The organism is Sagittula marina (genome assembly GCF_014196795.1).
GTDB classification, from domain to species: domain Bacteria; phylum Pseudomonadota; class Alphaproteobacteria; order Rhodobacterales; family Rhodobacteraceae; genus Sagittula; species Sagittula marina.
Window position 1 is genome coordinate 35,191 of record NZ_JACIEJ010000011.1, and the last position, 19,760, is coordinate 54,950.

Consider the following 19,760-nt stretch of genomic DNA (forward strand, 5'->3'; position numbering starts at 1 on the left):
TATGCGCCTCTGCCCGCCCGCGTCAGGCCGCGATCTTTATGGTCAGCGAATCCGCATCTGTAGTGGCCAAAAGCTGTTTGCCAAGCGTCTCCGAGATCATAGGCAATAGGGCGAACTGCACCTTGTCCGCGCCGGGCAGGTCCATCTCACCCACGCCGTTCAGATGATCCCAGAGCGGCTGTTGCACATTCAGGCGTGGGCCCTTGGCGCGCACAGTCCAACCCGCCGCATCATGATCGAATTGCACAGTGCCGCCCATGGGCAGCGCGCTTTCACAGCACAGAAAGGCCAGAAAGCACATCTGAACCTCTTCGCGCAGATGATCGTTTTCCTCGCTCCAATGCGCTTTCAGGCGTCCGTCGTGTGTCACGGCAGCCAGTGTTCCGGCGATCTCGCGCCGCGACATGGATTGTGTGCCTGAAGCATGACCAAAGGCCACGCGAAAGAACCGAATGCGCGCCGCGGCGCTTTCACAACTGTCCTGGATCAGGGTAAGTTCCGGACTATCCTTTCCACCACCGGTCAGGGCCATCAGCTCCAAACCGTTCTGAATGGCGCCGATCGGGCTGATCAGGTCATGGCACAGGCGTGAGCCAACCAATGCCGCCAGATCTACGCTGGCCTTCTGCATCACGTTCTCCAACTCGGGACCCGTCACATGGATCATCTCAATGCCTTTCTCGAACCTGGTATGCTGGTAAAGCATCCGGACCAACCCGATTGGGGTTTGGGCCAGGTGCAGTCCAACATAGACGGTCGCGTCACCGTCAATTTTCGTGAAGAGGGAAAGGTCGTCCTTGACGGTCGCGTGGTCACCTTGATCCCTGTTTTCGAAAACTAACCTAGTTGGCCGACAGTTGAGAAATCGTTAACCACGGCAGTAGGCCTGTGTGCGTGCTTTATGTCAAGCTCTCGTTATGGTTGCAGTTTTTCCAATAAGGCTGACGTTGCGTGGGGCGCGGTCGGCAGATAAAAGGAGCGAGACAGGACGGAACAGACGCGCGGGCAAACGTCATGATCGACACCACGACATTGGACCGGGCGCAGCCGACGGACACCGGGCTGCGCGTTCACCTCGCGGAGGATGAGGCAGACGTATTGGCAGCGCAGCGCTTGCGCTACGACGTTTTTGTGGCCGAGCTGGGAGGCGATGGCCCCCTGGTGGATCACGTCAACCGGCTGGAAAAAGATTCGTTTGATCCATTCTATGATCACCTCTTGGTACGCGACCCTGCGCGCGGTGACATGGTTGTGGGCGTCTACCGTCTGCTGCGCGACAGCCGCGCCCGGGATGCAGGGCAGTTCTACTCAGAGGATGAATACGATCTTGCGCCTTTGCGTGCCTCCGGTCGACGGCTGCTGGAACTCGGGCGGTCCTGCTTGCATCCAGACTATCGCGGCGGGGCTGCCATGTTCCTGTTGTGGCAAGGTCTTGCGGATTACGTGCTGCGGCATCAGATCGAAGTGCTCTTTGGCACGGCGAGCTTTCACGGCACGGACGTCGAGCGGCTGGCACAACCTTTGTCCCTTTTGCATCACCGGCACCTCGCGCCGGCGCCGCTGCGCGTCCGGGCGCGACAGTTTCAGGATATGAACCTCGTTCCAGAAGCCGAGATCGATCGCCGCAAAGCCATGCTGGAGGTGCCCGCCTTGATCAAGGCTTACCTGCGGCTTGGCGGTTGTGTGGGCGAGGGCGCCTATGTCGACCACGCTTTTAATACAACCGATGTCTGCCTCGTGATGGACACGGCGCGGATGACCGACCGCCAGCGCAGCCTGTATACCCGTGGGCGCGGCGCGTGAGCCCGACCTGGAAAGGCGACCCACCGCCGCAGCATCGGAAATTCGCAGCCTCGGACTGGCTTCGTATCGTGCTCCGAGGTGTTCCTATTGTGCTTGTTCTGCTGTGCGGGCTTACGCTGTCGCTGCTGCTGCGTCTGATCGAGCGGCCACTGTTCGGGATTGCCCGCCCATGGACGCCTGAGATCACCAAAGCCGTTTGCCGCACGGTTCTGCGGATCATGGGGCTGCGTGTCCGCGTCGAGGGCAGGCCGTCCGAACGGCGCGGCGCCGTGGTGGCCAATCACAGCTCGTGGCTCGATATTTTTGTCCTGAACAGCCGCAAAACGGTGTATTTCGTCTCGAAATCAGAGGTCGCGGGCTGGCCGGGCATTGGCCTGTTGGCGCGGGCCACAGGAACCGTGTTTATCAACCGCAACCGGCGTGAGGCGGCGCAACAGACCAAGGTGTTCCAGGATCGCCTCATGCAAGGACATCGACTGATGTTCTTCCCCGAAGGCACGTCAACCGACGGGCTGCGGGTCCTGCCGTTCAAGACAACACTGTTCGAAGCATTTTTTGACGCGAAACTCCTGCATGAAGTGAGCATTCAGGCGCTTAGTGTCGTCTATCATGCGCCGGAAGGGCGGGATCGCAGGTTCTATGGGTGGTGGGGCGACATGGAATTTGCCCCGTCGATGTTGCGTCTACTGGCGCAACGTCGGCAAGGCTCTGTTGATCTGATATATCACCCGGCTGTTGCGGTCGACGATTTCGCCAACCGCAAGAGCCTTGCGCGTCATCTTGAACAGCAAGTGCGCGAAGGGCACGCGCGTGCTTTGTCCAAGGCGTGAATTACGACATCGCCGCTGTCAGGCGTTTCAGGGCCGCCAACGGATCTTCCTCGCGCCAGATTTCCTCTCCGATGGCAAAGAAATCGGTGAAAGGTGACAACGAACGCACGTTGTCCTCGGTCAGGCCGCCTTCGGCCACAACGGGCACCTCGATGACCTCAGACCACCAGCGAAACAGGTCAAGCTCCGCCAGCTCGCCGTCGCCCAATGCGCCGCCGATCGGACCAAAGCTGACGTAATCCGCCCCAGCCTCGCCAGCGTTCATGCCATCGTGCCGCGATGTGCCGTTACCGGTTCCAACGATGGCGTCTGGGCCGAGCGTCTTGCGGGCAAAGCGTACCGTGCGGGCACCATCCGGCAGGTGCACGCCATCCAGACCAAGGCGCTCTGCCAACAGCACATGGGTGTCGATCACCATCGCAACATCCACCGAATTGGCCACCTCGCGGATCACGTCGGTCGCACGCATCAGGCGGTCCTCGTCATGGGTGGCGAGGCTGAGACGCAGGCAAGCGGTCTCGACACCGTCAAGCACGCGCTTGAGGGTGTTGGGAAAGCTCGACAATTCGAACTCTGGCGGGGTCACAAGGTAAATCTGAGGGGTCTCAATCTGGTCGGTCATGTTGGTCCTCCTGACGGAAGGTCTCATAGCTCAGGCAATTTGGTTTGACCATGGGGTCGACGGCTGTAAGCGCATGTGACGTGGTCCCTCCGCGGTATGCATTTCGATAAGAAAGTGACGCGTCGGGGCACAAGGGCTTGAGGCCGGACGCCTTGCAGATTAGGCGGAAGCCAAATTGAACAGGAGAGCGTAATGCCGACAGGGACACCGCAACCGGCCATCGTGCTGGTGCGCCCGCAGATGGGCGAAAACATCGGCGCGGCGGCGCGAGCGATGTGGAACTTTGGCCTCGACCGGATGCGTGTCGTGGGGCCGCGCGACGGTTGGCCAAACCCCAAGGCGGTGGCCATGGCCTCCGGCGCGGGGCGCTTGCTCGACGAGGCGCAGCATGTGGACACGCTGCCCGAAGCCCTGTCCGACTGTCACTTTGTTCTGGCGACGACCGCGCGTTCCCGCGACCTGACCAAAACCGTGTATGAGCCACGCGAAGCCATGAACGAGGCCGCGCGCCGCATCGCCGAAGGCCAGAAGGTCGCTGTGATGTTCGGACCGGAACGCGCCGGATTGGAAAATGAGGACGTGGCCCATGCCAATGCCATTGTCACCGTCCCTGTGAATCCTGAGTTCTACTCGCTGAACCTCGCACAATGCGTGCTGTTGATGTCCTATGAATGGCAACGTGCGCAGGGCGAGGTCGCCGGAAAGGTGGAGACGCTGGCCGGAACCGACTGGGCTGAAGGGCACGAGGTCGAGCATCTTGCGCGCCATTACGAGGACCGCCTGGACGAAGCAGGCTTTTTCTTTCCGGAAACCAAGGCCCAAGGCATGAAGACAAATTTGCGCAACATGTGGTCGCGGATGCCGCTCACCCGTGCTGACGTTCAGATGATGCACGGCATGATGCGCCAGATGGCTCGCTGGGCGCGCAACCCGTCAGACAAGTGAAGCGTTGACCAAGGACCTGTCGTGTCGTTGCGTGGTCACCCAGGGGCGAGGGAGCGGGAAACCGGATGTGGTCCTTGGACGCGGCCTTGATATCCGTCGCGGTGATTGCGTGCTGCGGCACTCGGTCCCAGATCGGCTAGTGCTTCACGGCTGGAAGCACCGGGGTGCATGCCTGTTGATATCTGACCTGCCAGCCACATCTGATGTGTATCGACTGTTTGTTCATTAAATTTCAATGACCTACCGGGCGTTTTTGATCCTGTATCGCAGCCGTATTCATAGCGACCGTTCCTTGGAAAATTTGCTCAAAAGACCCCAGTGGGATCAATTGCCTTGGCCGATCCCCCGCAACGGCCGACCTGCCCAGAGACAGCCGGCGGCTGAGCCTTGAAGCCACCCGCCAGCCGTCTATGTTGGCGCGAGACCAGAGGAGAGCGAGATGGCCCAGAAACGTAAGCTGTTCGAAGAGGTTGGCAGTGAAACGCCGCGACAGGTGCCCACCGGCGGAATGATAGATTCCGCCAGCCGCGGTGCTCGGGGCGCCATCCGGATCTGGCTTATGGTGCTGTTCGCTCTGGTGATGGCGATGATCGTCGTGGGCGGGCTGACCCGGTTGACGGAAAGCGGCCTGTCGATCACGGAGTGGAAGCCGATCACGGGCGCTTTCCCTCCGATGGATGCCGCGACCTGGAACTCCGAGTTCGAGAAATATCAACAAATTCCGCAATATGAATTGCTGAACGAGGGGATGACCCTGTCAGAGTTCAAGGCAATCTACTGGTGGGAATGGGGGCATCGGCAGCTTGGTCGTGTGATCGGACTGGTCTGGGCTCTTGGTTTCCTTGGCTTCCTTGTGACACGCAAAATTCCGACCGGTTGGACGGGCCGCTTGGTGCTCATAGGCGCTCTTGGTGGCGTTCAAGGGGCAATCGGATGGTGGATGGTGTCCTCTGGTCTGGGCGGTGAAATGGTGTCCGTCGCCTCCTATCGTCTGGCAACGCACCTCGGGCTGGCCTTCGTCATTCTGGGCTTCATCGCGTGGTACACCTATGCGCTGAAACGACCGGAACGAGAGCTTATGCAGGCCCGCCGCAGCGCCGAGCCAAAGCTCTTCTCGCTCTCCACGGGGTTGTTGCACGCGTCGTTCCTGCAGATACTGCTTGGCGCACTGGTGGCGGGGATCGATGCCGGTCGCAATTACCCCAGCTGGCCGCTGATGGAAGGCGGTCTTTGGCCCTCCGACATGTTTGCGCTGGAACCCCTTTGGAGAAACTTCTTTGAGAATCCGGGGCTTGTACAATTCATGCATCGCATGATGGGCTACATTCTGTTCGCGTTTGGCGTGGTGGTCTGGCTTCGTGGGCGACGATCCGCCAACCGGGATACGGCTTTTCGGTTCAATGCTGTCTTTGCTGTGTTGTTCCTCCAGATGGGGCTTGGTATCGTTACGGTTGTGTCGTCTGCTGCGGTACACATCGCGATTGTGCACCAGCTGGGCGCCGTTCTGTTGTGGGCGCTGATCCTGCGGGCGCGATTTGCCGCACGGTATCCGGCACCGCAATCGGTGAGAGGATAATACCAATGGTACAGGCTTTCGATGACCTGATGCGCTTTCAGCGCGACACAGAGGCATTGGCCCAGGTGGCAGGTCGATTGGGCTGGGATCAGGAAACCATGATGCCGCGTGGGGCCGCCGACCAGCGCAGTGACGAAAGCGCCGCAATGGAAAGCACGTTGCACCAGCGCCGGACGGATCCACGCATTGCAGAGTGGTTGTCAGCCTTGGACATGGGCGCGCTCGACGAGGTTTCCCAAGCTCAGGTGGGTTTGATACGGCGTGATTTCGACCGCGCAGCCAAGATCCCGGCAGATCTCGCAACGGCGATTGCACGCACGGTTTCGCGCGGGCATGTGATCTGGGCCGAAGCGCGCGCAGATGATGATTTCGCGTCCTTTGCGCCAATCCTGCGCGAGATCCTCGACCTGCGCCAGCAGGAGGCTGCGGCTTTGGCCGCTGGGGGCGATCCCTACGACGCGCTTCTCGACAAATACGAACCGGGGGCAAAGGCCGCCAGGCTGGACGAGATGTTCGGCGCATTGCGGCCCCGCCTGGTGGCGCTGCGCGAAGCCGTTCTGGGGCAGCCGGAACTGCCCGGCTTGACCCAGTCCTTCGATGAACAAGGTCAGATGAAGCTGGCGCGGCTGCTCGCCAAGACTTTTGGTTACGATTTCAAACGCGGCCGGGTCGACAAGGCTGTGCATCCCTTCAGTTCCGGCTCTGGCGACGATGTGCGCATTACCACGCGCACTGTGCCGCTCGATCCATTCAACTGCCTGTATTCCACGGTCCACGAGGTCGGTCACGCAACCTACGAGCAGAATGTCGATCCAGTGTACCGTCTGACACCGATCGGGCAGGGCGCGTCCATGGGTGTTCACGAATCTCAAAGCCGGATTTATGAAAATCAGCTTGGCCGCTCGCGTGCTTTCACAGGCTGGCTTTACGGGCAGATGCGCGACACGTTTGGTGATTTTGGCATCGCGGACGAGGATACTTTCTACGGCGCGGTGAACCGGGTGAAGAACGGCTATATCCGGACCGAGGCCGACGAGTTGCAGTACAACCTGCACGTTCTTTTACGCTTTGATCTGGAGCGGGCGCTGGTCTCCGGCGATCTGCCCGTGGCAGATCTGGAAAGCGCTTGGAATGACCGGTTCGAGGCTGACTTTGGCTTTGGCGTGGACAAGGCGTCGAACGGCGTCTTGCAGGATGTTCATTGGTCGGCAGGGCTCTTTGGCTACTTCCCGACCTATTCTCTGGGCAACGTGTACGCCGGCTGTCTGTACAAAGCGCTGCGCAGTGCAGTGCCGCAATTGGATGACCAACTTGCCAAAGGGGATGCGACGCAGGCCGTGGGGTGGCTGCGCGACAGTTTACAGCAGCATGGCTCCCTCCGTGCCCCACGCGAGTTGATCACCCAAGCGGCTGGCGAGGCGCCGACAGAAGAGCCGTTGCTTGCCTATCTCGAAGAGAAATTCTCTGCGCTGTACAGCCTGTAAACGCGGCTGAAATGAAAAAGGGCGGCCCACGAGGGGCCGCCAGTCAGGTTAGAGCTTAAAGTAATCGTTACATCACAAACGCCTGATGTGAGATGCGCAGCCGTCTTCGCCAAAGCTTGAGCCGCACACCGTGCGCGTCAATCAGGGTAGCCGCCAGCACGCCAACAGTCGCAATGGCAATCAGGGACCGCATGGACATTTGGTGCAGTCCAGGCAGTAGAAGAAATGCAGAAAACAACGAGAAAGCCAGCGCGGCGATGACACGGGTGCGAGACCCGAATGCCAGCGCAACTGCGTTGACCCTAGGCAGGGAGCCGATGATGCAGCCACCGGTCGATTGAACCGGGTCGACGAACAATAGTGCACGCCCGATGCGAGCGATCATCTAAATGTGCGCCGTGGCGAAAGAGGCCAGACCGGCATCAGGCGGTCATAGTGACGCCCATCAGAGGACTGTATCATGTAAGTAACCTGCTCAGGCATTATCGTTTTCTATCAACGCAATGCTGATGCACGTTAAGAGTGTTTGCAACGGCGATGAGCACAACACGAGGGTTGCATTATTGTGCTTACTCAGCTGCCAAACGGCGACCGGCCAACGCCTCATCCTCGAAGCATCGCAGAACGAAATTTGCCGTGGCCCGGATCACTGGATCGCTGCGACGGGATTCGTGGTAAAGCAGCCAGAATTCCGAAACGATTGGCTCGGCATTGCTGTCAAGCAGCTCAAGCTCGGGGTCGCCCGCAGCTATGACATCGGGCAACGGCCCTGCGATCCCCATTGACTTGATCACGGATTTCAAAGCATCCATGCTGTCGACACGCATCCGCGGCGGGCGCCCAAAATGGTCAAACCCGATGCGTTGCAGAGGATTGTCATCCAGCGCATCGCTGAAGCCGACCCAATTTTTATCGCATTTGACCTCGCGTGGGCGGTAATACCGAAATCCCAAAGAGCCAACTTTGCGGGTGATGACGCGACCTTGTTCGGGACGCTCTGCCTGCACGACGATATCATTGTCGCCCAGGCCATCCTTCATAAGGCGGTCCGCAAAAAGTAGGCCTATTCCGTCCAACAAACCGGCATGGCGTTCCATGCCGGGGATCAAAAGGTTGCGCAAGACGAAGGGGGTACAGCCCAGTTTTACTTGCACGGGCGCCTCAGGGGGCGCTGCTCTAGAGTGCAGGGCGGATTGGATTTGTCCGTCAAAGCTCTGTGCAACCTGGATCAACGCTTCGACCGCTTTAGACGGCTTCCAGCCATCTGGCGTTTTGATGAAGGCAGGTTCCCCCAAACGCTCTGACAGGCGATCAATGCGACGTGACACAGTCGCTGTATTGGTACCAAGTTTTTGGGCCGCGAGCTTCATCGTTCCTGTTCGGGCCAAAGCCGCGAGGAAACGCAGATCATCCCAATTATCCATTATGCCAGGTCCTCTGATCTGGTCGTGACGCTCTGAAACTGGGTGGAAACAAAAAAAAGGCCGCGAGATGCGCGAACCGCACAAGTACGTTACATTAGTCAATTAAACGGGAGGTTAAGTCCACATAAAGTCGTATTTACATAGTTTAACCTATACGGAAGTATAGGATTAAGCTGTGGATCTAGTTCCGCTCTCTTGACGCTATCTGAGGTGGCGTAAGGGAGCGGCCAAAAGGCTAAACGTAATCGGCCCGGCGGGGATCACCGGGCCGAATGTCACCTTGTTGGCCGGTGTCAGTCTTCGGAATTGTCGTCCGGCGCGTCTGCCTCGTCCTCTTCGGATTCTGCAATCCAAGCCACAGAGACAACAGTTTCGTCGGCACCAGTGTTGAAAACTTTAACACCTCCAGCGCTGCGAGAACGGAAAGAAATCCCGTTCACCGGCACACGGATTGATTGCCCCTTCGACGTGGCCAGCATGATCTGATCACCGTCTTCCACCGGGAAGGAGGCCACGATCTCACCACCGCGCATGGATTTTTCCCACGCAGTCACGCCCATACCGCCGCGTCCACGCACCGGGTAATCGTGCGAGGAGGACAGCTTGCCCAATCCCTTGGCCGTAATGGTCAAAAGCAGGTTTTCTGCTGCCGACATTTCCGCATAACGCTCCTGCGGCAGAGGCGTGTCGGCATCGCCGTCTTCGTCGGCAGTCTCGTCCTCGGTGACGCCCGCCATCAGGCGACGCATCTTGAGGTAGCTGGCACGCTCGTCGGACTCCGCGTCGAAGTGGCGGATGATGGACATGGACACGACCTCGTCGTCGCCCGCCAGTTTCACGCCGCGCACGCCGGTGGAGTTGCGCGAGTTGAACACGCGGACATCCGGCACTGGAAAGCGGATCGCCCGGCCAGAGTTCGTCACCAACATCACGTCGTCATCCTCGGAACAGATACGCGCATTGATCAGACGGGTGCCCTCGGGCTCACCTTCGAACTTCATAGCGATCTTGCCGTTGGACCGAACGCTGGTGAAATCCGACAGACGGTTTCGCCGCACACGACCGGTGTTGGTGGCAAAGACGATCTGCAAGTCGTCCCAATCATCCTCGTCGCGGTCGACCGGCATGATCGCGGCAACCGAAACGCCTTGAGGGATGGGCAGAATGTTAACAATGGCCTTCCCACGCGAGGCACGGCTGCCCAGGGGCAAGCGCCACGTCTTCAGTTTGTAGGCCATCCCATCGGTGGTAAAGAACAGCAACTGCGTGTGGGTGTTCGCGACGAACAGCGTGGTGACCGCATCATCGTCCTTCAACCCACCGCCAGAGACACCTTTGCCGCCGCGCTTTTGCGCTCTGAAGTCGGCCAGGGCGGTACGCTTGATATAACCACCCGACGTGACTGTGACGACCATGTCCTCTTGTTCGATGAGGTCTTCATCGTCCATATCCCCGGCCCAATCGACGATCTCTGTCCGGCGAGGCACGGCGAATTCATCGCGAATCGCGATCATCTCATCGGTGATGATGGCCATGATGCGTTCGCGCGACGACAGGATTTCGAGATAGTCTTTGATCTTGGCTGCGAGGTCTTCGAGCTCGTCAGTCACCTCTTTCACACCAAGCTGTGTCAGACGCTGCAGCCGCAGGTCAAGGATCGCACGCGCCTGGGTTTCAGACAGGTTATAAGTGCCGTCTTCATTCGCGGTGTGGGTCGGATCGTCGATCAGCCTGATAAACGGCAGGATCTCTTCGGCCGGCCACCGGCGCTCCATCAGGCGGCGGCGGGCCTCCTGTGCATCGGCGGAGGAGCGGATTGTGGCGACCACTTCGTCCACGTTGCTGACGGCAACCGCAAGACCGCACAACACATGCGACCGTTCACGCGCCTTGCGCAACAGGTAGGCCGTCCGGCGCGCCACCACATCTTCGCGGAAATCGACAAAGGCGGTCAGGAACGCGCGCAGCGTCAACTGCTCGGGCCGGCCGCCGTTCAGCGCCAGCATGTTGCAGCCAAAGGACGTCTGCATCGGGGTGAAGCGGTACAGTTGGTTCAGCACGACCTCGGCGGTGGCGTCGCGCTTCAGCTCCACCACCACGCGAACACCATCGCGGTCAGATTCGTCCTGAACGTGGGCAATGCCTTCGATCTTTTTGTCCCGCGCCGCCTCGGCGATGCGCTCGATCATGGTGGCCTTGTTCACCTGATAGGGGATCTCCGAGATGACGATGGCCCAGCGGTCCTTTCGGATCTCTTCGACAAAGGTCTTGGCCCGGATCACGACGGAGCCGCGCCCCTCGAGATAAGCCTTGCGCGCGCCCGAGCGGCCCAGGATCACGCCACCTGTCGGAAAGTCCGGCGCAGGAATGTACTCAATCAGCTGCTCGCTGGACAGATCGGGGTTTTCAATCAGAGCCAGCGTGGCATCGATGACTTCGCCAAGGTTATGCGGAGGAATGCGGGTCGCCATGCCGACCGCGATGCCTTCGGCACCGTTGACCAGCACGTTCGGGTAACGCGCGGGAAGAACCGTGGGTTCGCGTTCCTTGCCGTCATAGTTGTCCTGAAAATCCACCGTATCCTTGTCGATGTCCACCAAAAGGGCCAGCGCGGTTTTCGCAAGACGGCTTTCGGTGTAGCGCATCGCAGCCGGACTGTCGCCGTCCATGGACCCAAAGTTGCCCTGGCCGTCGATCAGCGGCAGCGACATGGAGAAGTCCTGCGCCATCCGAACAAGAGCGTCGTAAATCGCAGAGTCGCCGTGCGGGTGGTAGTTGCCCATCACCTCGCCAACAGACTTCGCCGACTTGCGGTAAGACTTGTCGGGCGTGTAACCGCCCTCGTACATTGCGTAAAGAATACGCCGATGCACAGGTTTGAGGCCATCTCGCAGATCGGGAATCGCACGGGAGACGATCACGCTCATCGCGTAATCGAGATAGCTCGCCTTCATCTCATTTTCGATGGAAATCGAAGGGCCACCATAGGTCGGCGGATTTTGTTCTTCGTTTTCAGGGGTTTCCGGCGTATCGCTCACGTTGTGTGCCTGTCCGTCATTGTGCCATATCTAGTTGCGGACAGGTATATCAGAGACAGGATATGGGGTGCAATGGCAGGGGGGAGGGTTAACTTGGCAGCCGCCTGTATGGCTTGATAACACATTGTTTTCATTGAAAAGTAAGAAATCTGGGCGCAGCATTCATTCTACAAGAAAAAGCGAGGTCTCAAGATGCAGATGAGTGAAACGGAAATGATGCTTCGGGGCTACGGGCTGACCACAGCCGAAGTCTTTTACCGGATGCCCGACTATAAGAATGTGCTGAACACTTTTGTCTGGCAGGAATACGACCTCGCGCCGGATCATCCGAAACTCTTTGGCTTCATTGAATTCTGGCAGGAGAAAATCGAGGGTCCCTTGCATTCGGTCCGATTTACGCACCGCAAGATGATCTCGCCCGGCGAGTGGCGCAACGTTGTTGGCGAATTCACCTACCATTGACGAAAATCTGCGCTGATCTTGGTCAGCCAGACCCTGGCTTGGCAATCAATCCAATATGTCCGCGTATCTCTCGCGTGGACTCCGTAGCTTTTGAAAGGCGGTCTCGTCAGGATGCCAAAAGGCGCGCCACTCGGACGCGCCTTCCATGCTCGTTCACAATTCTTACGGCTGCAGGGCAGAGGCCGCATCGAACGCGGCAGTGAAACCCGACAGCGACATGGATACGGTGACCTTTTGGTCCGGGGCCAAGGCGGGAACGATGGTCACGTCAGCTTTCTTGCCAGCCTTGAACTGCGCGATGTCTTCGGCGGTGAAACCGACACGGGCATAGCAACCGATCTGCGCGCAGAATGAATAGTCGTATTTTTTGCCCTGACTGCCATCCACAGCCACGGTCAGCTTTTGCGTCAGCAGCGTCTCCAACGGTACGATGAAGGTGCCGCCTGCTACGGCGCGCCCGCCATCCTGCAGCTTGAAGATGCTTGTCTCAGCCACTGGCGAACCTTCGGAATCTTTCAGAAGCTGGTACATCTGACAGACTTCTTCTTCATTGTTCGGCACAGCGACGCATTGCAGCGACCAATCTTCGAAAGTCTCGCGGATATAGGGCTGGGGACTCTGATCTTGTGCCGGCGCGTCGGATTGCCCGAGGTCGAGATCGCCACCGACGGAAGGGGCTTCGGCAGGTGCTTCGGCAGGCGCTTCGGCAGGTGCTTCCGCGGCCGGAGCGTCGGCGGCGGGCGTTTCCGCGTCTTGAGCAAAGACGGGCGTCGCCGCGAGAGCCGCGATCAGGGACAGGAGAAGCCTGGGGTGTGTCATGGAAATCCTCTGAAATCAGTAGCGTTGGTGCTGGTTACCACGCGTGCCGCGAAGTGTCAGGACGGAAATACCTGCCCTTTTCCTCGCATGAGCGGTTTGCCGCAAAGCCACGGTGGGGCCTGAAATTGACGAAAGGGGCCGCACGGCCCCTTTCAATTTCGCTCCCTGTCGGACTGGCCGACTTTGTCATTGGGTGGGACGCTACGAGAAGCCGATGCGTTGGTCAACAGGCTTTTTGACTGGAAATTCTGCTCTGAGACTGGCGGTCAGATCCAACCCCCCTTCGCACCCGAAAGCGCATGCTGACCGCATGTTTTCAGGGCGCGCAGATGGATGTGAAACGCATGGATTCCGGTGTGGTGAGTCCCCGGAAAAAAGCCGCACCCGAAGGTGCGGCAAGTCTGACAGGGAGGAAGTCTGGCCGGGGCAGGAGAGGACATGACGCCCCGGACCGAGAGTGACTATGGCATCCATAGGTTAAGGATGTATGGTCACCGCGCAGAAAAAGGGCGGACACATGACGAAAGATCTCTTTGTCGGGGGCGGCGGCGCGGGCTACGGCGAAAAACAGCATCTCTCGCTGGGCTATGCCAACCGGCACGGTCTGATCGCAGGGGCGACCGGCACGGGCAAGACGGTGACGCTGCAAATCCTCGCGGAAGGGTTTTCCAACGCGGGCGTCCCGGTTTTCATGGCGGATGTGAAGGGGGACCTGTCTGGAATGGTCAAGGCGGGCACCCCCGAACACAAGCTGCACGCGTCCTTCACCGAGAGGGCGCAGACCATCGGGTTCGACGACTTTGGCTATCAGGGCTTTCCTGTCACCTTTTGGGATCTGTTCGGCGATCAGGGCCATCCGGTGCGCAGCACGATGGCCGAGATGGGGCCGCTGTTGTTGTCTCGTCTGCTGGAACTGTCAGAGGCACAGGAAGGCATTCTGAACATTGCGTTCCGGCTTGCTGACGAGGAGGGCATGGCGCTGCTCGATCTCGACGATATGCGCTCCATGCTGGTGTGGATGGGCGAGAACCGCAAAGATCTGTCGCTGCGCTACGGCAATGTGTCCACTGCCTCCATAGGGGCGATCCAACGGCGGCTGCTTGTGCTGGAAAACCAGGGCGGCGCGAACTTTTTTGGCGAACCCGCGCTGGCTCTGTCGGACATGATGCGCATCGATGCACAGGGGCGTGGCCAGGTCAACATTCTTGCCGCCGACGTGCTGATGTCGTCGCCGCGGCTTTACGCCACGTTCCTTCTATGGTTGCTCTCCGAGCTGTTCGAGACATTGCCCGAAGTCGGCGACCCCGAAAAACCCAGGTTCGTGTTCTTCTTTGACGAGGCGCATTTGCTGTTTGACGGCGCGCCGGATGCCTTGGTCGACAAGGTCGAACAGGTGGCCCGCCTCATCCGTTCCAAAGGGGTTGGTGTCTATTTCGTGACGCAGTCCCCGGATGACATTCCCGAGGATATTCTCGGCCAGCTGGGCAATCGGGTCCAACACGCGCTGCGGGCCTTCACCGCGCGCGACCGCAAGGCGCTCAAACTGGCGGCCGAAACCTATCGCGAAAACCCCGCCTTCGACGTGGCGCAAGCCATCCGAGACGTGGGTGTCGGGGAGGCCGTGACATCGTTTCTGGAACGCAAGGGCGTGCCCGGCATGGCTAAACGGACCCTGATCCGACCGCCGTCCTCGCAGCTTGGTCCAATCACGCCAGAGGAACGCGACCGCGTGATCAGCGCGTCGGATCTGAAGGGCAAATACGAAACGGCGGTGGACCGGCGCTCCGCTCATGAGATTCTGGCAGAACGTGCAAAGAGCGCGGCGGAGGACGCCGCAGAGGCCGAGCGCGAGGAAGAGGAACTGGCAGCGCAGGAGCGCGAATATCGCTCCGCACGGCGCTACACTGGAAAACGCGTCAGCCGATCCACCTCTGGGGCGTCGACGCGGCGGGATCGAAAAGGCGATAGCTTTGGCGAGGCCATGGGCAAGATGGTGATGAAGGAACTCACTGGAACCACAGGGCGACGGATTGTGCGCGGTATCCTTGGCGGGCTGTTCAAGGCGCGTTGAAAAAACGGGAATTCAGGGATGTCCAGAGCGGTGCAGGAGCAGCTCGGGAATCCACCAAAGCAAAAGCTTACGGCCGGCGCAGGTGGCCGGACAGGGCGGCGATCAGGAGCGCCATCACGCCGATCATCGCAAGCGAAACGCGCAGGTTGGAAATCTCGGCGATAAAGCCGATGGCAGGGGGGCCCAGCAGCATCGCGCCATATCCAAGTGTCGCGACAGAGGCGATGGCTTTGCCCGCCGAAACGTCCGGATCAGAAGCGGCGCGGGAGAAGGCCAGCGGAATGATGGCGGCGTAGCCGATGCCCATCAGAACATATCCCGTGAGGGCGAAGCCGAGGCTGGGAAGTCCAAGCGCGATCAAATAGCCGGTGGCCGCGAACAAGCCACTGATCCGCGCAACGCGCGCCGCGCCAAAGCGGGTGATCAAGGGATCAACGCAGATGCGCATCGCCACCATCGTGACAGAGAACGTGGCGTAGGCGAGGGCTGCCTGGCTCTCTGATGTGCCTATCACGTCGCGCAGGTACACCGCGCTCCAGTCCGCGGCAGCACCTTCGCCGAGGCCCGCGCACATGGCCACCAGTCCCACCAGAACAAGTGCGCCGCGGGGCAGGGCGAACAGGGGCGTGGACTGTCCCGGTGTACTGCGACGCGAGGCCCAGGTGACCCGCATCAGCGGGCCGTAGATCAACGCGGAAAACAGGGCAGACATTACGAAGTGCGCCTCCAATGACACCGACAGGCCGGTGGCCAGCCACCCACCCGCAGCCCCAATGCCTGCGCCAAGGCTCCACATGGCGTGAAAACGTGACATGATGGATTTGCCGGAGGCGCGTTCCACCTCGGATGCCCAGCTGTTCATGGTCACGTCCATGGCCCCGTGTCCCGCGCCAAAGACAAACAGTGCCGCCGCCAACCAATAGACACCCGGTGCCAGACCTATGGCAACCACGCTGGCCAGATACATCACCGCCAGCGCACAGCTCATCTGATAGGCGCCACGCCGGTCGGCCAGGCCGCCGGCCAGTGGAAAGGACACCAGTGCACCGATCCCCATGGCCAACAGCAGCAGGCCCAGGGCGCCCTCGCTCAGGTTGAAGCGGTCAACGACGGCAGGCACGCGGGCGGCCCATGTGCCAAACAGCGTGCCATTCAAGGCAAAGGCGGCCGAAACAGCCAGACGGGGGGAGTGATTCCACATGGCGCAGACGCTGGAGTTTATCGCTAACAGGCACAAGACCCTCTCACGCAAAACGCCCGGTGCACATGGCACCGGGCGTCACGCCTGATCCGGGAGGGCAGATCAGTTGGCCGAAGCCATCTCTTTGGGCAGACGGAAGGTCCAGAGCAGACCACCCTGGTTGAGGTAGTTCACCTTCTTGGCAACCTCACCACCCCAAAGCGGAACCGCGCCACCCCAGCCGGAGATGATGGAGACATATTGCTCGCCATCCTGTTCCCATGTGACGGGCTGGCCGACGATGCCGGAGCCGGTCTGGAAGGACCAAAGCTTCTCACCTGTCTCGTCGTCGAGCGCGATGAACTCACCCTCGGGCGTGCCAAAGAACACCAGGCCGCCCGCGGTGGTCATGACGCCCCCCCAAAGCGGCGCATCGTTCTTGTATTCCCAGACCCATTCGCCGGTGTCGGGGTCGATCGCCTTCAGCGAGCCGATGTGGTCCTCGTAGTTCGGCTTGATGGTGAAGCCGGAGCCGAGGTAGGCCGCGCCCTTCTTGTAGGTGATCGGCTCATTCCAGATGTCCATGCCCCATTCGTTGGACGGCACGTAGAAGTTGCCGGTCTTCTGGCTGAACGCCATCGGCATCCAGTTCTTCCCGCCAAGGAAGGACGGAGAGGCGAAAACCACATCGCCCTTGTTGCCGTCTGCGGCTTCGGCAGGGTTGCCGGGGCGACCGTCCTCGTTGAAGATCGGGCGGCCGGTGTCGTCGATGCCCTCAGCCCAGGTGATGTCCTTGACGAAGGGATCAGCGGAAATGAAACCTCCGTCGGCCGCATCCAGAACATAGAAGAAGCCATTCCGGTCGGCGGTCGCAAGGCGCTGGTTGCCCTCACGGTCATCATAGGCGACGACTTCGTTCACGCCGTCATAGTCCCAGCCTTCGCGCGGTGTGGTCTGGTAATGCCACTTGATCTCGCCATTGGACGGGTCGATGCCGATGCGGCTGGCGGCGTACAGATTGTCACCGGAGCCATCGTTCTTGTCGCCTGCGTTGCGCAGCCAGGAATTCCACGGCGCCGGGTTGCCCGCGCCAAAGATCAGCGTGTCGGTGCGTTCGTCGTAGGAACCACCAAGCCACGTCGCGCCGCCGCCGGTCTTCCACATGTCGCCGGGCCAAGTGGCGTTCAGTTCACCGGTCATGGTGCTTTCTTCGCCGTTCAGCGTGCCCATGTGGCCTTCGATCACTGGGCGGGTCCAGACGAGATCGCCGTTCTCGACATTGCGCGCCTGCACTTCGCCGACGATGCCGAATTCACCGCCGGAGTTGCCGGTCACGACCAGATCGCCCACCACCAGAGGGGCGGCGGTGTAGGAGTAGCCTGCCTTGTAATCGGCAATCTTGTCGCGCCAGATCACGTCGCCTGTCTTGCGGTCCAGTGCGACGAGGCGCGCGTCGAGCGTGCCGAAGATGACCTTGTCGCCGTGGATCGCCGCGCCACGGTTGATCACGTCACAGCAGGGCAAAATGCCTTCGGGCAAACGCGCATCGTACTGCCACAGCTCCTTGCCGGTCGCCACGTCGATAGCGTAGAGGCGCGAGTAGGAGCCGGTGATATACATGATGCCGTCATAGATGATCGGCTGGGTTTCCTGCCCACGTTGCTTTTCCCCGCCCAGCGAGAAGGCCCAGGCCGGAACGAGGTTCTTGACGTTGTCCTTGTTCAGCGTCTCCAGTGGCGAGTAGCGCTGCAGGTGGCGGCCCATGCCGTTGGTGACAACCTGATTGGTCATCGTGGCGTCGTTGGCCAGCATGTCTTCGGTCACTTCTGCCTGCGCGCCGGTGGCGAGCAGCGCGAGCGTGACGGCTGCAACAAATTTGTTCATCAGTTCCTCCCATGAACATAAGTTTGGTCGTTCTATCCATGCGGGTGGGGCGCGCTGACCGGACCTTGGCACAGGTCGGCTCCTCCAGCGGCTTCACGGCATTTCTAAGAGAACTATAAGAGACGCGCGTCAGGGTCATAGACGGCCAAAGTCGTACGACCCTTTGGCACTTGACCTAATGCCCGCGGGGGTTGGTCGCGATTCGAGCCATTCAGTCTGCGCCAAGGGGATGCGGGAGGGGTGCGCGTGCTTTATAGCGCCCGCTTACATGGACGCAGGCGCGTCGCTGCCCACAACAGCGCCTTACGCCAAGAAGACATCTGGCGTCATGATCCGGCACAGGATCACAGTCTTAAGCCGGAAGGTTTCTTTCCAAGCCTGAAGAAAAATCTTGCGTTGGCCGAGAAACGAAAATGTCGGAATGCTCTGGTCCCCGGCGAAACAACGACACTTCCGACACATCAAGCAAGCGACGCGCACCCTTGGCGCGGAGGGGCACCGAGGCGCCCCTCCCAAAGATCTACTCTCCATCAATGGCGGTGTTGTCCTGCGGGCTGATCGCGGTCAGATAGGCAAGGATGAAATCCTGCACTGTCCGGTCCTCAATCCCCACATGGCGCATCTTGGTGCCGGGCATGAAGCCGTCATTATCTTCCATCCAGGCGCGCAAAGCCGCGGGCGTCCACACGATGCCAGAGGCCTCCAGTGCGATGGAATAGTCATAGTCTGGGTAGGCCCCGGCAGCGCGGTTCAACACGTTTTCCAACGGAGGCCCGTAGGAGGGATCGTCGCTGTTGACGGCATGACAGCGTTTGCATTCACCTTCGAACAACGTCTGCCCGGCGGACACTTTCACCTCTTCAAAGGTATCGGAAACGGCAGGTCCTGCAAGGACAAGCGCGACGGCGACGAGGGGGAAGCGGGACATTTCGGGTCTCCTGTGTGATGTCTCGCACCAGCCTAGGAGGGGCGGAACGGCAGGGACTTGATTCACGTCAACTGGGTCTCTTGTGCTTTGGTCGTACGACCCTGAGGGTGTGCAGCCCTGGACCAACAGATCCGGGAAGGACCCGCCGTATTTTGCTCAGAACGCCGGTGCGTATTTCCAGTTGTCCGCGTCTGGTGTGACCTCATCCAGATCGTATCCTGCACCTTGCAAACGACGCGCCACCTCCAGACCCTCCGCTGCTGCCGCATCGACGAACGCGCGCCCCTGCACCTCGTCCCGTGCGACGCCATGGCCGCGCATCAGGTTCAAACCGTGGTTGAACTTGCCCACCGGGTCGCCCAGATCCGCTGCCCGCCGGTCCCACTCGGCTGCGGCATCGGGGTTGTAGTCGCCGCCCAGACCGTTGTTGTCCATTTGGCTCATCCAGGTCATCGCGCCGGTGTACCCGGCCTCGGCGCAATTCTCGAACAGGGTGCGCGCCGCCGCGTGGCGGCCGGACTTCGTCAGCATGTAGCCAGAGGCGCAGAGCGTCATGGAGGTCTCACCCTCTTCGGCGCGGTCCAGCATGCTGCCCCAGGTCATCTCTTCGGGGTTGAGCGTGCCAAGTGCGTCCCCCTCGGCCATCACGGCGGTTGGGATCAGCAATGCGGCGATGATGCGATACATGGCGGTT

18 protein-coding genes are annotated in these 19,760 nt (G+C 60.2%); 8 read left to right on the forward strand and 10 right to left on the reverse strand.

The genetic code is table 11. The annotated features are described in order from the left end of the window. Window positions 1-22: 22 nt before the first annotated feature. The gene (locus tag GGQ68_RS18985) at window positions 23-667 is read right to left on the reverse strand and encodes a histidine phosphotransferase family protein (RefSeq protein ID WP_183968793.1); all 645 of its coding nucleotides are present in this window, start codon (window positions 665-667) and stop codon (window positions 23-25) included. Between GGQ68_RS18985 and GGQ68_RS18990 the strand changes: the two genes are divergently transcribed. The 3 genes from GGQ68_RS18990 (at window position 659) to olsA (ending at window position 2,633) form a co-directional block, all read left to right on the forward strand. After that, window positions 659-841, forward strand: coding sequence for a DUF3553 domain-containing protein (locus GGQ68_RS18990; RefSeq protein ID WP_183968795.1), 183 nt, complete (start codon window positions 659-661; stop codon window positions 839-841). The two genes, GGQ68_RS18985 and GGQ68_RS18990, sit on opposite strands and share 9 nt — an antisense overlap. Before the next feature lie 173 nt (window positions 842-1,014). Beyond that, complete coding sequence (olsB, locus tag GGQ68_RS18995) at window positions 1,015-1,803, forward strand: L-ornithine N(alpha)-acyltransferase (protein WP_183968797.1); 789 nt, start codon at window positions 1,015-1,017, stop codon at window positions 1,801-1,803. After that, complete coding sequence (gene olsA, locus GGQ68_RS19000; RefSeq protein ID WP_183968799.1) at window positions 1,800-2,633, forward strand: lyso-ornithine lipid O-acyltransferase; 834 nt, start codon at window positions 1,800-1,802, stop codon at window positions 2,631-2,633. Before olsB ends, olsA begins: the two co-directional genes overlap by 4 nt. Before the next feature lies 1 nt (window position 2,634). Here olsA and GGQ68_RS19005 read toward each other — a convergent pair whose 3' ends face one another. After that, window positions 2,635-3,255, reverse strand: a complete 621-nt coding sequence (locus tag GGQ68_RS19005; protein WP_183968801.1) for a thiamine phosphate synthase — start codon at window positions 3,253-3,255, stop codon at window positions 2,635-2,637. 192 nt (window positions 3,256-3,447) lie between these two features. Between GGQ68_RS19005 and GGQ68_RS19010 the strand changes: the two genes are divergently transcribed. The 3 genes from GGQ68_RS19010 to GGQ68_RS19020 all read left to right on the forward strand — a co-directional run bounded on the left by GGQ68_RS19010 (window position 3,448) and on the right by GGQ68_RS19020 (window position 7,260). Beyond that, the gene (locus GGQ68_RS19010; protein WP_183968804.1) at window positions 3,448-4,200 is read left to right on the forward strand and encodes an RNA methyltransferase; all 753 of its coding nucleotides are present in this window, start codon (window positions 3,448-3,450) and stop codon (window positions 4,198-4,200) included. Window positions 4,201-4,639: 439 nt separating this feature from the next. After that, entirely contained in the window at window positions 4,640-5,776 is a 1,137-nt protein-coding gene (gene ctaA, locus GGQ68_RS19015; protein ID WP_183968806.1) for a heme A synthase, read from the forward strand. 5 nt (window positions 5,777-5,781) lie between these two features. Beyond that, window positions 5,782-7,260 carry a carboxypeptidase M32 gene (locus GGQ68_RS19020; protein ID WP_183968808.1) on the forward strand — a complete coding sequence of 493 codons (1,479 nt, stop codon included), beginning with the start codon at window positions 5,782-5,784 and terminating at the stop codon, window positions 7,258-7,260. A gap of 67 nt (window positions 7,261-7,327) precedes the next feature. Here the strand turns inward: GGQ68_RS19020 and GGQ68_RS19025 are convergent, their stop codons facing one another. The 3 genes from GGQ68_RS19025 to gyrA all read right to left on the reverse strand — a co-directional run bounded on the left by GGQ68_RS19025 (window position 7,328) and on the right by gyrA (window position 11,722). Continuing rightward, window positions 7,328-7,645 (reverse strand): hypothetical protein, encoded by a 318-nt coding sequence (locus GGQ68_RS19025; protein WP_183968810.1) that lies wholly within the window; start codon window positions 7,643-7,645, stop codon window positions 7,328-7,330. A gap of 184 nt (window positions 7,646-7,829) precedes the next feature. After that, on the reverse strand, window positions 7,830-8,684 hold the full coding sequence (locus GGQ68_RS19030; protein WP_183968812.1) for a LysR family transcriptional regulator: 855 nt from the start codon (window positions 8,682-8,684) through the stop codon (window positions 7,830-7,832). A 293-nt stretch (window positions 8,685-8,977) separates the two neighbouring features. After that, entirely contained in the window at window positions 8,978-11,722 is a 2,745-nt protein-coding gene (gene gyrA / locus GGQ68_RS19035) for a DNA gyrase subunit A (protein ID WP_183968814.1), read from the reverse strand. Window positions 11,723-11,914: 192 nt separating this feature from the next. On the opposite strand from gyrA, the gene GGQ68_RS19040 reads away from it, so the two are divergent. After that, complete coding sequence (locus GGQ68_RS19040) at window positions 11,915-12,184, forward strand: usg protein (RefSeq protein ID WP_183968816.1); 270 nt, start codon at window positions 11,915-11,917, stop codon at window positions 12,182-12,184. A 162-nt stretch (window positions 12,185-12,346) separates the two neighbouring features. Here the strand turns inward: GGQ68_RS19040 and GGQ68_RS19045 are convergent, their stop codons facing one another. Next, a complete protein-coding gene (locus tag GGQ68_RS19045; protein WP_183968818.1) occupies window positions 12,347-13,003 on the reverse strand; it encodes an invasion associated locus B family protein in 657 nt (218 codons plus the stop codon). A 517-nt stretch (window positions 13,004-13,520) separates the two neighbouring features. Here GGQ68_RS19045 and GGQ68_RS19050 point away from each other — a divergent pair. After that, complete coding sequence (locus GGQ68_RS19050; RefSeq protein ID WP_183968820.1) at window positions 13,521-15,074, forward strand: helicase HerA-like domain-containing protein; 1,554 nt, start codon at window positions 13,521-13,523, stop codon at window positions 15,072-15,074. 67 nt (window positions 15,075-15,141) lie between these two features. On the opposite strand, the gene GGQ68_RS19055 is transcribed toward GGQ68_RS19050, so the two are convergent. From GGQ68_RS19055 to GGQ68_RS19070, 4 genes are all read right to left on the reverse strand, one after another. After that, complete coding sequence (locus tag GGQ68_RS19055; protein WP_183968822.1) at window positions 15,142-16,275, reverse strand: MFS transporter; 1,134 nt, start codon at window positions 16,273-16,275, stop codon at window positions 15,142-15,144. 102 nt (window positions 16,276-16,377) lie between these two features. Continuing rightward, window positions 16,378-18,138 carry a PQQ-dependent methanol/ethanol family dehydrogenase gene (locus GGQ68_RS19060; RefSeq protein WP_183968824.1) on the reverse strand — a complete coding sequence of 587 codons (1,761 nt, stop codon included), beginning with the start codon at window positions 18,136-18,138 and terminating at the stop codon, window positions 16,378-16,380. 520 nt (window positions 18,139-18,658) lie between these two features. Beyond that, window positions 18,659-19,066, reverse strand: a complete 408-nt coding sequence (locus GGQ68_RS19065) for a c-type cytochrome (protein ID WP_183968826.1) — start codon at window positions 19,064-19,066, stop codon at window positions 18,659-18,661. Window positions 19,067-19,222: 156 nt separating this feature from the next. Beyond that, complete coding sequence (locus GGQ68_RS19070) at window positions 19,223-19,753, reverse strand: tetratricopeptide repeat protein (RefSeq protein WP_183968829.1); 531 nt, start codon at window positions 19,751-19,753, stop codon at window positions 19,223-19,225. Window positions 19,754-19,760 lie beyond the last annotated feature (7 nt).